The organism is Acinetobacter brisouisimilis (genome assembly GCF_000368265.1).
GTDB lineage: Bacteria > Pseudomonadota > Gammaproteobacteria > Pseudomonadales > Moraxellaceae > Acinetobacter.
This window is the reverse complement of sequence record NZ_KB851219.1, coordinates 2,058,472-2,071,210: the sequence shown is the minus strand read 5'-3', so window position 1 is coordinate 2,071,210 and position 12,739 is coordinate 2,058,472. Positions and strand designations below refer to the sequence as shown.

Annotated in this window: 15 protein-coding genes; 7 read left to right on the top strand and 8 right to left on the bottom strand. The window is 41.5% G+C overall.

What is annotated here, in order from left to right:
- Positions 1-4: 4 nt before the first annotated feature.
- The 4 genes from F975_RS13545 to F975_RS13530 form a co-directional block, all read right to left on the bottom strand.
- Positions 5-1,714, bottom strand: coding sequence for a cation:proton antiporter (locus F975_RS13545; RefSeq protein WP_004754275.1), 1,710 nt, complete (start codon positions 1,712-1,714; stop codon positions 5-7).
- Positions 1,715-1,954: 240 nt separating this feature from the next.
- Complete coding sequence (gene rpmG / locus F975_RS13540) at positions 1,955-2,110, bottom strand: 50S ribosomal protein L33 (RefSeq protein WP_001205031.1); 156 nt, start codon at positions 2,108-2,110, stop codon at positions 1,955-1,957.
- A gap of 12 nt (positions 2,111-2,122) precedes the next feature.
- The gene (gene rpmB, locus F975_RS13535; RefSeq protein WP_004754274.1) at positions 2,123-2,359 is read right to left on the bottom strand and encodes a 50S ribosomal protein L28; all 237 of its coding nucleotides are present in this window, start codon (positions 2,357-2,359) and stop codon (positions 2,123-2,125) included.
- A 167-nt stretch (positions 2,360-2,526) separates the two neighbouring features.
- Entirely contained in the window at positions 2,527-3,963 is a 1,437-nt protein-coding gene (locus tag F975_RS13530) for a coniferyl aldehyde dehydrogenase (RefSeq protein ID WP_004754271.1), read from the bottom strand.
- Positions 3,964-4,083: 120 nt separating this feature from the next.
- Between F975_RS13530 and F975_RS13525 the strand changes: the two genes are divergently transcribed.
- The gene (locus tag F975_RS13525) at positions 4,084-4,776 is read left to right on the top strand and encodes a TetR/AcrR family transcriptional regulator (RefSeq protein ID WP_004754270.1); all 693 of its coding nucleotides are present in this window, start codon (positions 4,084-4,086) and stop codon (positions 4,774-4,776) included.
- Positions 4,777-4,855: 79 nt separating this feature from the next.
- The gene (purU, locus tag F975_RS13520; RefSeq protein ID WP_034426076.1) at positions 4,856-5,722 is read left to right on the top strand and encodes a formyltetrahydrofolate deformylase; all 867 of its coding nucleotides are present in this window, start codon (positions 4,856-4,858) and stop codon (positions 5,720-5,722) included.
- 53 nt (positions 5,723-5,775) lie between these two features.
- Here the strand turns inward: purU and yihA are convergent, their stop codons facing one another.
- The 4 genes from yihA to F975_RS13500 form a co-directional block, all read right to left on the bottom strand.
- Positions 5,776-6,597, bottom strand: coding sequence for a ribosome biogenesis GTP-binding protein YihA/YsxC (yihA, locus tag F975_RS13515; protein ID WP_004754266.1), 822 nt, complete (start codon positions 6,595-6,597; stop codon positions 5,776-5,778).
- 77 nt (positions 6,598-6,674) lie between these two features.
- Positions 6,675-7,118 carry an RrF2 family transcriptional regulator gene (locus F975_RS13510; RefSeq protein ID WP_004754264.1) on the bottom strand — a complete coding sequence of 148 codons (444 nt, stop codon included), beginning with the start codon at positions 7,116-7,118 and terminating at the stop codon, positions 6,675-6,677.
- A 93-nt stretch (positions 7,119-7,211) separates the two neighbouring features.
- On the bottom strand, positions 7,212-7,976 hold the full coding sequence (locus tag F975_RS13505) for a globin domain-containing protein (protein WP_004754262.1): 765 nt from the start codon (positions 7,974-7,976) through the stop codon (positions 7,212-7,214).
- Between the two features lie 223 nt (positions 7,977-8,199).
- Positions 8,200-9,384, bottom strand: coding sequence for a PLP-dependent transferase (locus F975_RS13500; RefSeq protein ID WP_004754260.1), 1,185 nt, complete (start codon positions 9,382-9,384; stop codon positions 8,200-8,202).
- A gap of 160 nt (positions 9,385-9,544) precedes the next feature.
- On the opposite strand from F975_RS13500, the gene F975_RS13495 reads away from it, so the two are divergent.
- From F975_RS13495 to rplW, 5 genes are all read left to right on the top strand, one after another.
- Positions 9,545-10,276: a type 1 glutamine amidotransferase gene (locus F975_RS13495; RefSeq protein ID WP_004754258.1), complete on the top strand. Its 732-nt coding sequence runs from the start codon at positions 9,545-9,547 to the stop codon at positions 10,274-10,276.
- A gap of 510 nt (positions 10,277-10,786) precedes the next feature.
- Positions 10,787-11,098, top strand: coding sequence for a 30S ribosomal protein S10 (gene rpsJ / locus F975_RS13490; protein ID WP_000070912.1), 312 nt, complete (start codon positions 10,787-10,789; stop codon positions 11,096-11,098).
- Between the two features lie 60 nt (positions 11,099-11,158).
- The gene (gene rplC, locus F975_RS13485) at positions 11,159-11,797 is read left to right on the top strand and encodes a 50S ribosomal protein L3 (RefSeq protein ID WP_004754255.1); all 639 of its coding nucleotides are present in this window, start codon (positions 11,159-11,161) and stop codon (positions 11,795-11,797) included.
- An 11-nt stretch (positions 11,798-11,808) separates the two neighbouring features.
- Positions 11,809-12,411, top strand: coding sequence for a 50S ribosomal protein L4 (rplD, locus tag F975_RS13480; RefSeq protein ID WP_004754254.1), 603 nt, complete (start codon positions 11,809-11,811; stop codon positions 12,409-12,411).
- Positions 12,408-12,728, top strand: coding sequence for a 50S ribosomal protein L23 (gene rplW / locus F975_RS13475; protein WP_004754252.1), 321 nt, complete (start codon positions 12,408-12,410; stop codon positions 12,726-12,728). Before rplD ends, rplW begins: the two co-directional genes overlap by 4 nt.
- Positions 12,729-12,739: the final 11 nt, after the last annotated feature.

Sequence of the window (12,739 nt, the reverse complement as noted above, 5' to 3'; positions counted from 1 at the left end):
ATATCTAATGCTGATGCGCCAGTTCAATCTGATGCAAAATATGCTTGCTCATATTGATGGCCATTTCTTCCTTAGCATAAAACACCTCGCCAATCGCATCCGCCCGAATCACTTCAGCTTCTTCTTTATTTTCAGCGCAAACCAAAACCTGAATTTGAGGATTAAGCTGCTTGGCAATATCGACAATACGATGAATGTCGAGAATATCCATAGGCGATATAATCAACATACGTGCATGCATGATATGGGCTTGGATTAGAACGCTCGGCTCAGTCGCGGCACCACTTACTGCCGCAATTTCTTTTCCTCGCAGTTTTTCTACAATTTCACGATTTTCTTCGGCAATGACCACTTTAATATTTTGTTCCATTAATGTTTTGGTAACACGCCGCCCAACTTCACCATAGCCCACAATTACGACTTGATCACGCAAATAAGATTGATCCATTTCATCGGGCAACATTGCAAGAGGGTCACTGCTGCGTTCCAGTAACCGAGCCAGATGCGAACGTGCTCGGATCCAGCGTTGTGCTGGCTCAATTGCTGAAAATACAAATGAATTTAAGGTAATCGAGAACAAAGCACCTGCCAAAATCAGGTTTTGCGCTGAGGTGGTTAATAACCCTAAGGAAATCCCGAGCGTTGCAAGAATAAATGAAAATTCGCCAATTTGTGCCAGACTCGCTCCAACAGTGAGTGCGGTATTGATCGGATAGCGGAAAAACAGCACAAGCCCCATCGCTGCGAGGGTTTTCCCCAACATGATAATCGCAACAACAGCCAAAATATGTAAGGGCTGCTCGACGATAATATGCGGGTCAAACAGCATGCCAACCGACACAAAAAATAAAATAGAAAAAACTTCACGCAGGGGGAGTGTTTCTTCTTCGGCACGGTGGCTAAAATCAGACTCCTTGACCACCATTCCTGCAAAGAATGCACCCAAAGCCATGGATACCCCAAAAATGGCGTAAGAACCGTAGGCAATTGACACAGCACAGGCAACCACAGTCAGGGTAAATAACTCACGAGAGCCTAAGCGGACAACAAACTGCATGATCATCGGCACAAGGCGCTTACCAATAATCAGCATAAAGGCAATAAAGCCAGCAACTTTGAGTAATGTTAGCCCCAGTGTTAGCCAAATGCTGGTTGATGCTGCATGACCATGATCTAACGCTTTACCTCCCAGCAAAACGGCAGTTGCGGGCAAAATCACCAGAACCAAGACCATGACCAAATCTTCGACCAAGAGCCAGCCTACAGCGATCTTACCATTCACAGATTCGAGTAATCCTCGATCACCGAGTGATTTAAGCAGGACAACAGTACTTGCGCATGACAAACTTAGACCAAATACCAACGCCGAGCCCAAAGACCATCCCCAAAACATGGCAACAGCTAGCCCGAGTAAAGTTGCAACAGCAATTTGCAGGATGGCGCCAGGTAAGGCAATGCGTCTGACTTGGAGTAAGTCCTTGAGCGAGAAATGCATACCTACGCCAAACATCAAAAACATGACGCCTAGTTCAGCCAGTTGGTTGGCAAGGCCTAAATCAGCTTCAATGCCTGGAGTATTGGGGCTAATTAAAATCCCTGCGATTAAATAGCCGATGAGTGGGGGGAGTCGTAGTCGTGCAGAGATATAGCCACACAATAACGCTAGACCAAAACCCACAGCGAGTAAAACAATCAGGTCAACATTATGCGGCACAACTGGCTCCTCAAAAGTGTGAGAAAAAGAAAAATATAAAAATTAAAGATGAGGTTTGTTTCGTCCGTCTATTTGATTGCTCCTGTACAGCATTGAAACAGATTTCAATGTTACTCAGAGAGAAAAATAAAGAAGGTGTAAATTATTGTGAAAAAACCTATTTTATAGATATTAACCATAACCTTAAAAAAAAGGCAAAAAAAACGACTCCAGTAGGAGTCGTTTTTTCGAAAACTAAAATTATTTGATTTTAGCTTCTTTGAAAATAACGTGTTGACGGATTTTTGGATCAAATTTTTTGATTTCCATTTTTTCCGGCATAGTACGTTTGTTCTTCGTAGTCGTATAGAAATAACCTGTACCTGCTGAAGAAACTAGGCGAATTTTGTCACGCATTACGATGACTCCTTAGATCTTTTGACCTTGAGCACGAAGATCAGCTACAACCTTTTCAATGCCCAATTTGTCGATGATACGCATACCCTTAGTAGACAAACGAATACGTACAAAACGTTTTTCGCTTTCTAACCAAAAACGGTGGTGGTGCAGGTTCGGCTCGAACCGGCGCTTGGTTTTGTTGTTTGCGTGTGAGACGTTGTTACCAACGACTGGACGCTTGCCGGTAACTTGGCAAACCTTAGACATGGTGGAACTCCATTGATGATTTAGCCAACAGCAAGCCTGTGGCCAGTCATAAAACAAACAGATTGAATTTATTCAAGGGGCGTTTTATACCAAAAATGCGATTAAAAGACAAGCAATTTTGTTGAAAACACCACATGACTTGAAACGATAGCTCATGCCTTGATCATTTAGCGCAGCAAAGCTTTGGAAATCAATTTGTAAATCGGTTTATTAAACGGCGGTAGTACAAATTTTAAACTATAGAGTTTAGGATTTGACATCATCGAGCGTTCATGTGACAAATTGAAAAAGCCTTCTGGTCCATGATATTTTCCCATGCCTGATGCACCGATGCCGCCGAAAGGCAAATCATCTTGTGCAACATGGCTGAGAACCATGTTTTGACCAAAGTGTCCTGAGTGGGTTCGTTCAGCGACATAATCGGCACGAGCCTGATCAAAGTCGAAGTAGTATAACGCAAGTGGGCGCGGTCTGCGATTAATAAAGTCGATGACTTGCTCAATATCTTCATATTCCATAATTGGAAGAATAGGTCCAAAGATCTCATGTTGCATGAGTTGCATCTCGGTGGTGGCACCTGCCACCAAAGTCGGTGCAATTTTACGCTGAGTGCTGAGCAATTCATTTTTTGGATTAATTTCAATCACTTTTGCACCTGAAAGCTGGGCATCTTCCAAATAGCGGTGCAAGCGTAAATATTGCTTGTCATTAATAATCGCGGTGTAGTCTTGATTGTTGGCAATATCGGGGTACATGTGTTGTACCGCAATCTTGAAATGCTCTACAAATTCGGCAGTTTTACCTTTAGGCAAGAAAATATAATCAGGTGCAACGCAAGTTTGTCCTGCATTCCACAATTTTCCTGCAGCTACCCGTAACGCTACATCTTTCATGTGCATGGAGTGATGTACTAAAACAGGCGACTTACCCCCCAATTCCAAAATCACAGGGACTAGGTTTTTTGCAGCTGCCTGCATGACGGTTTTACCGACATTGGTTGAGCCAGTAAAAATTATTTTGTCAAAAGGCAAATGACTAAATGCATCGGAAATCACCCCGCCGCCATTAACAACAGCGACCAATTCACAAGGAAAAGCCTCTGACAAGGCTTTATCAAGCATTTTGCCAAAATGTGCAGATGCACTCGAAATTTTGATCATGGCATGATTGCCTGCAGCAAGCGCGCAGATCAATGGACCTATTGACAATAGTAATGGGTAATTCCACGGTGCAATAATTCCGACAACCCCAAGTGGCTGATATTGCACCCAGCCTTTTGCAGGTTGGTGTAACCAGCTAATGTGGCGTTTTTCAGGTTTCATCCATGCAGTCAGATGTTTACGGTAATAGCGAATCTGTTCAAGACAGGTGAGAATTTCGCCGATACGCGTTTCGCCAAATGCACGATTGCCAAAATCCTGACTGATCGCTTCAGCAAATTGATCTTGATATTTAACCAAAATTGCTTTGAGTCGGTTTAAACGTTCGATACGATCTTTTGCCGATGGCATTGGATAAAGCTGATAGGCTTGTTTTTGCTGTTGTAGAATTTGAATCAGTTGTTGCTCAATAAGCTCAGGAGAGTTTGAGGTCATGGTTTGCATGTGAGATGCCTCCTTTGCATATTGTTGATGAAAGATATTTTTAGAGTAAAAACTCTAATCAGTCAAGCGTAGAATTGTGCTAGGCTGTAACGGTTTTTGGGTAAAATTTGGTTGTAGTGAATGTCGCAAACAAAAACAGTAAAAACGAAACAGCGTATCTTAAATTTGAGTCTGCAATTGTTTAATGAGCGTGGTGAGCGTGCCGTGACCACCAATCATATTGCTTCGGCTCTCGAGATGAGCCCTGGTAACTTGTATTATCATTTTCGTAATAAACAGGAAATTATAAAAGCACTGACGGATCAGTATCAGCGTGAAACTTTAGAGATGTTGGCACTTCCGCAAAACCGCCTAGTCAATGCAGATGATAAGATTCATTACTTTCAGGTACTGAGCGAGCAACTCTGGCGTTATCGGTTTTTGCATCGGGATGTGTATCATCTGGCAGAAAATGATGACAATTTTAAGCAGCAGTATGCACAGTTTGCCCGACAGGTGATGCATCAAGGGCAGTGTATTTATCAGGCATTTGTTGATGCTGGACTGATGAAAATGACGACTGTAGAAATTGAGGCGCTCATTGTTAATATCTGGATTGTACTGACCAACTGGACCAATTTCCTGTTTATGACAGGGCATTTGGATGACCAGAACCAGCTCGAAGACAAATGGATCTGGCAGGCACTACGCCAGATGTTGTTTTTGGAAGGACCTTATTTACTGGGCGAAAGTCGAGCAACTTATGAGGAATTGCTGACCAGCATTGAGTCATCGGATTGGTTTACTCAACTCAAGCTCAAGGTATCGCAATAAAAAGCTATATGTGAATATTCAAAAAAAAGAGTATAATGCTCGGCTATCTTTTTTGTATGAATAAGTGATATAGAGCAACATGAACATGACCACTGCCAATACTGCACGTTTGCTGATTACTTGCGAAGACAAGCCAGGAATCGTGCAAGCTGTATCGAGTTTTTTGTATCATCAAGGCGCGAACATTACCGCACTTGACCAATATGCTACAGAAGCTCAGGGCGGGCGTTACTTCATGCGTGTTGAGTTTGAGCTTGATCATTTGCAAACCCGCCGAGAAACCTTGCTGCAAACGTTTGGTAGCAATGTAGCGCAGCGTTACGAAATGCAGTGGCGTTTGGCACTTGTGAGCGATGTGAAAAAAGTCGGTATTTTGGTTTCAAAAGTTGATCATGCACTGCTTGAGCTGTTATGGCGTCATGCACGTGGCTCACTGTCATGCGAAATTACCCAAGTCATTTCCAATCATGAAGATCTTCGTGAAGCTGTCGAAAATTTCGGTATTCCATTTACGGTAGTAAAAGTAAGCAAAGACAATAAAGCCGAAGCATATGCGCAAATTGATGAATTGATGCAAGGGAATGACTTGCTAGTTCTTGCACGTTATATGCAGATCTTAAATGAAGATTTTGTCAAAAAATGGCCGATGAAAATTATTAATATTCACCATTCATTCCTGCCAGCTTTTGTGGGAGCAAACCCTTATAAACAAGCGTATGAAAAAGGCGTGAAGTTGATCGGTGCAACAGCACACTACGTGACGGCTGAACTGGATCAAGGGCCGATTATTGAGCAGGGTGTTGAGCGTGTTGGTCACCAGTATAACGTTGAGCAACTGCGTGAACTAGGCGAAGATGTAGAGCGTAATGTACTGGCCCGTGCAGTGAAATGGCATCTGGAAGATCGTGTGATTGTCGATGGCAACAAAACAGTGGTATTCCAATAACGCAGAATTTTGCTCAATAAAAAAAGGCATGTCATGAACATGCCTATTTTTATTTATGGTGCTACTGATTCAGCATCATCTTCGCTATCGTCGTCGGCATCATCTATATCTGCATCTGATGCTTCAGGAATACTATTAATATCAATAACTTGATTTTTATCATCTAGAATATAGTGCAGGCGTCCCGCCATAACTGATGCCAGTTCCTCAAGACCTTGTTTGTTGAGTGAAGAAAACAGTTGGATGGAAAACTGTAGTTTCATTTTCTTGAGGGCTTGCTTGACTTCAATCAGTGCTTTACTGGCTGGGCCTCGGTTGAGCTTGTCGGCTTTGGTTAATAAAATATGCACAAACAGTTTACGTGAATGTGCCCACTCTAGCATCATCAAGTCAAAATGTTGTAATGGGTGGCGAATATCCATCAACAGCACCAAGCCTTGCAGACTTTCACGGTGAATCAAATAATTTTCTAGCTCTTTTTGCCAAACACGCTTCATTTCTTCAGGAACAGCAGCGTAACCGTAACCCGGTAAGTCTACGAGGCGCTGATTGGGATTGCCTAAGCTAAAAAAGTTGATCATTTGGGTACGTCCTGGTCTTTTGGACGCACGTGCCAGTTGCTTTTGATTGGTTAGGGCATTAATTGCACTGGATTTTCCAGCGTTAGACCGACCTGCAAATGCAATTTCATAACCTGTATCTTCGACACAAAGTGCGAGTTTAGGTGCACTCATTAAGAATTCGGCTTGTCGTAACCAGTTGAGAGACTGCACCGCATAACCTGTAATGGCAGGATCAGGCTGTTTTTCATAGCTAATCTTTTGTTTGGGTGCGAGTCTCGCTTTGGTGTCTTTAGATTTTGCATAACGATGCATAGATAGATTTCACGCGAGATAAAAAATGTCCTGCATAGTATAAAGCAAGCTGCACTGTGGTGCGAATTTTCAATTTTTTATAAGTTCAGCAATGAAATAGGTGAGTGCTCTGCCACACTATTGGGGGTTGATGTGTCGAGAACTTGCCCGAGCGTATAGGCGTTGAGGCTTAAATAAAATTGATCTACTGCCTGATCGAGAATGCCTTTAAGACCACATTTGGAACGCAGTACACAAGGTGGATTGTTGCATTCCACAATATTGACTTCACCTTGCAAAATTTTAACTAAATCGCCAAGGCGAGCACTGAGAGCATCTGGATTTAGACGAATACCGCCACCTTTACCGCGAGTGGTGATGATCCAGTGTTGTTTTGCCATAAAATGCACAATTTTAACCAGATGATTGGCTGGTACATACAGACAGTCTGCAAGCTCGGCAATGGTATAGGGAGCTTGGCGTGTTTGCGCAATCGTAATCAGAATGCGTAATGCATAATCAGTAAACTTATTTAATTGCATAGGTGGAAATTGGTAATATTTATGTGCAGATATTAATACTAAAGCAAGAAAAACGAAACTTTTGTTAATGACTGCACATAAATCACGACAGAATTAGTCAGCTAAAGGTGCAGATACCTGAACCTGATCACCGATTTGATAGTTTGCCAACAAGATATTAGCAACATCATATTCGCTATGATTTGCTTCAGGAAGTACTTCAATATGATATTCGGTATTGTCTTGTTGTGCTGAAAATTTGAATTGTTGAGGTTGTTCAATCCCCTGAGCAGGTACTTTGACTTTTACCGAAATATAAGCGCCTTCTTTGCCTGTAGCAACGGCATGACCATCGGTTGGTTTCAAGGCGAAGCGTTTCCCTGATTCAAGTGCATCAATCGCGGTAATTTCAAAACTGCGCCAGCCAGCCCAGCCACCTGTTTGTGTAGCCAGTTGCTCATATTTTTGTTTTTCAGCATTAATTAAAATATCGGCAAGTTGTAAATACGCCTGTTTCCATGCTTCGATCAACTCAGATTCAAATGGAACATTTAACACTTCGCTAATGGAGTGCAGCAGATTTTCACCAACAATCGAGTATTGATCAGCTTGAATATTGAGGCTGACATGCTTGTTGGTAATATGGTCTACAGCTTTAGCAAGAATACTTGGGTTTTCAATATGCTCTGCATAGGCCAAAACTGCTGCAGCAAGAGCGCGAGGTTGACGACCAGTGCTTTGGTGATCAAGGTTAAAGACATTTTTTAATTCAGGATGGTTGCCCAACATACGTTTATAAAAATATGAGGTCAGTGCAACCCCATTTTCACGAAGTACAGGAACAGTAGATTTTACAAGTTCGATATGCTCTGGAGTCATGTTGAGACCTTTATAATGGTTTTTACTATTAAAGATACTTTTAAAATATATTTTAAAAAATTAAAAAACAATAGCTATTGAAGAAAAATACAGAATTTATTTATGGATTTTTTTTTAACCAATTTATGGTTGTTGTCATGAAAGCTTTATAATAGTGAAAAATAAATAAATTTTATGAGTTTCTGCTTGGTTTTTGTCTTGCTTACCAAGCAGAATACGTAATTTATAGAGCTTGCAAAGCCTGTTCAATATCTCTAATCAAGTCTTCGCTAGATTCTAGCCCGATACAAAAACGAACCAAGACACCCTGTGCAAGATGTGCTGATTTTAAGCTGCGCATTTCGGTTAAGTCGTATAGCATCGCGAGGCTAACGGGACCACCCCAGCTAAATCCGAGCTTAAACAGTTGAAGGGCATCACAGAAGCGTCGTATGGATTCAAGCGTGTAATTTTCTTGAAAGATTACACTGACTAAACCTGCACTTTGCTGACTCGGACAAACTTGCTGCCAATATTGATGTCCAGGTGATAAAGCGTCACTTGGATGAAGGACTTGCTGAAACTGGGGTTGTTGCTTTAACCAATGTAGAATTTCTTTGGCACTATGTGATTGCTGTTCATAACGCAGTTGCATATGTGCAAGGCTACGCTGGATTTGCGCGCAGTCATCACCAGAAACAGCAATGCCTTGGGTTGCATGCATATGTAATAATTTTAAGTGCAGCTTATGTTCTTGTGTTACTACGCTGCCCATTAAAATATCCCCACCACCGCTTGGGTATTTGGTGAGAGCATGTACAGTGATATCGACAGCCAAATGCTCATCGGAAAAATCAAAAGCATTAAACGCCAGTCCTGCGCCCCAAGTATTATCAAGCACAGTCACAATTTGATGCTGTTTGGCTTTTTTAACCAGATTAATTAAGTCTGGAAACTCTAAAGTGACGGAACCTGCTGCTTCTAACCAGATTAGTTTGGCTTTTGCCGAGGGTTGAAAACTGTGATGGTCAAGTGGATCATATACTTGGACGATAACACCAAAACTTTGTTGTAAATAACGCAAATGCGCCATGCCTGGGCCATAAATATTATCAGGAACCCAAACCTCATCGCCCGATTGCAATAATGCAGAATTCACCAAATTAATCGCAGATAAACCGCTTGGTGCTAATAAGCAATAATTGCCATTTTCTAGTTGTGCAATTTTATCTGCAAGCGTATAGGTCGTTGGTGTGCCATGCGTCCCGTAACTATAATCGTAACGATCACTCCAGTGTCGATCAAAGAGCTTGCTGGTGTTTTCAAAAATAATGGTTGATGCGCGATAAAGGGGAGGCTGAATGGTTTTAATATATTGTGGCGCTAATCTTGGTGCGTGGATCAGCTCGGTTTGTGGAGATTTTTTCAAAGTTTATACTCTGCAAAGTAAAAGGCTGATATTAATTTAAGCGATTCACGTATAAAAAATAATAGAAATAAAAAAAATTCAAAAAACCTGATTTTTTCTAAAAGTTGGCGTCATTTTTGCTAATTAAAGCTTAATCATTGCAATTATAGGATAATAATGCATGAAATCAGGTTTAAAAGTTCATTACTTTCAACATATTGCAGGAGAGGGATTTGGAAGCTGCTATGATTTTTTAAAAGCCCATCAAGCTAAAATCACTGCGACCGAATTTTTTGCCTTACCTGGCGACACTTTGCTGGAAATTGAAGCGCTGCCTCAAATTGAAGATGTGGATTTGCTGATCATTATGGGCGGTGAAATGAGTGTCAATGATGAGGTGAATTACCCGTGGCTAAGGCTAGAAAAGCGCTGGATTCGACGTTATTTGGCAACAGGTAAGCCTGCCATAGGTTTGTGTTTGGGAGGGCAACTCATTGCGAATGCTTTGGGGGCGGTGGTGAATCGCCATGTGCATAAAGAATTAGGTTGGACAACCGTTTATCGTATTGATAATGTGCCCAAGCATTGTTTTGAATTGCCTAAAGAATTTAAGGTTTTACAATGGCACAGTGAAACTTTTGATCTTCCAAAAGGTGCGATTCATTTAGCGGAAAATTCCGCTTGCCGTAATCAGATGTATCAGATTAGCCATAATATTTTAGGATTTCAATTTCATCCTGAGATGACACCAGAAGTTTTACAAAAATTCTTAGATGATGATGACAAAATTGCCATTTTTGATGGTGAGCAAATTCAGCATATTGACCATTTAAAAAAATCTCCATTGCACTATTTTTTACAGGGGAATGATCTACTCAATCGGGCCATTGAATTTGTATTAAAAACGGCTTAGTGCAACTCAGAATAATTAGCCTAAATAGGAAAAAGTAAACCTACATATATACGCATAATTATTGACTGGATTGGTCGATAATGACTGTTATTATCAGGGATGAGTTAATCTGTAAATAAAACTCATAATTTAAAAAAATCAATCTGTATTTTGATACTTGGAATTGTTAAGAACAGGTTGATCGTAATGCTGGTGTTATTGGTGGGGCCTTAAATTTACTCACTCATTAAACATTTTCATGATTGCGTTATTTTAGCTTGCTCTACAACTGGTTTATGAAGTGTCGTCAGACCTGAAAAATATATGCAAAAGACATTTGCGTAATGATTGAACAGTGGTTATAATAAGCGACCTCTCAAAAAGAGAGTGGTTATTGAAAAATATAACCAAATCGTAACAGTCGTGGCATCGATCATGACCTTAGTGATTTTCACTGCCCTTGACACTTGCCCTTATAGGTGAGATGCGTCATGGGTGATTCTTTATATATTTGGCTTGGAGTTAACTGGTATGTCTAACCAGAGAATTCGTATCCGTCTTAAGTCTTTTGATCACCGTTTAATTGATCAATCAGCTCAAGAAATCGTAGAAACTGCAAAACGTACTGGCGCACAAGTGTGTGGTCCAATCCCGATGCCAACTCGCATCGAACGTTTTAACGTTTTAACATCACCACACGTTAACAAAGATGCGCGTGACCAATACGAGATCCGTACTTATAAACGTTTGATCGATATCGTTCAACCTACAGATAAAACTGTTGATGCGTTGATGAAATTGGATCTTGCAGCTGGTGTTGATGTTCAGATCGCATTGGGTTAAGACTTTCGGTTAATTAACACTCTCAAGTTAATTAGGCCGCTTTTTTAGAGGTTTATGCACATGGCTATTGGTTTAGTCGGTCGCAAGTGCGGTATGACCCGTATCTTTACAGATGCTGGTGTTTCTGTGCCTGTAACAGTGATTGAGGTTGATCCAAACCGCATCACTCAAATCAAAACGCTTGAAACTGATGGTTATCAAGCGATTCAAATCACTACTGGTGAACGTCGCGAATCTCGCGTAACTAACGCTCAGAAAGGTCACTTTGCGAAAGCTGGTGTTGCTGCTGGTCGTTTGGTTAAAGAATTCCGCGTTGCAGAAGCTGAGCTTGAAGGTCGTGAAGTTGGTAGTACTATCGGCGTTGACTTGTTTACAGTTGGTCAAATTGTTGACGTAACTGGCCAGTCTAAAGGTAAAGGCTTCCAAGGTGGTGTTAAGCGTTGGAACTTCCGTACGCAAGACGCAACTCATGGTAACTCTGTATCTCACCGTGTTTTAGGTTCTACTGGTCAAAACCAGACTCCTGGTCGCGTGTTCAAAGGCAAAAAAATGGCTGGTCACTTAGGTGACGAACGCGTAACAGTACAAGGTCTTGAAGTTGTATCTATCGACACAGAACGTTCAGTTCTTGTTGTTAAAGGTGCGATTCCTGGTGCTACTGGCGGCGACGTTATCGTTCGTCCTACGATCAAGGCCTGAGGGGAAATAACGTGAATTTAAAAACTGTTTCCGGCTCTGCTGTTGAATTGTCTGAAGTTGCTTTCGGACGTGAATTTAACGAAGCTCTTGTACACCAAGTTGTAACTGCTTATTTGGCAGGTGGTCGTCAAGGTTCTCGTGCACAAAAATCACGTGCAGACGTTTCTGGTGGTGGTAAAAAACCATTCCGCCAAAAAGGTACTGGCCGTGCTCGTGCAGGTTCTATTCGTAGCCCAATCTGGGTTGGCGGTGGTAAAACATTTGCTGCTCGTCCACAAGACTGGTCTCAAAAAGTTAACCGTAAAATGTACCGCGGTGCAATGCAATGTATCTTAGCTGAACTTGTTCGCCAAGATCGTCTTGTATTAGTTGAAGAGATTGCTGTTGCAGCTCCAAAAACTAAAGAATTACTTGCAAAGCTTAACGACTTGAACGCTCCTCGTGCATTGATCGTTACAGAAGCTGTAGAAGAGAATTTATATCTTGCAGCACGTAACCTTCCACACGTTGATGTGGTTGATGCAGCTGCAATCGATCCAGTTAGCTTGATCGCGTTCGATAAAGTTGTTATGTCTGTGGCTGCTGCTAAGAAAATTGAGGTAGAACTCGGATGAACAACGAACGTATCTATCAAGTCCTAAAAGGACCAGTATTCTCAGAAAAAGCACAAGTTTTAGGTGAAACTGCTGGTGTTCAAGTATTTAAAGTTGCACTTGATGCAAACAAACTTGAAATCAAAAAAGCAGTTGAACAACTATTTGGTGTTCAAGTTGTGAAAGTAAACACAACAATCACTAAAGGTAAGACTAAGCGCTTTGGTAAAACATTAGGACGTCGTTCTGATGTTAAAAAAGCATACGTCACCCTGAAAGCTGGCCAAGATGTTGAAATGGCTGACTTGGGCGATACCGCTGAAAGCGCAGCGGAATAAGGACGAAAATT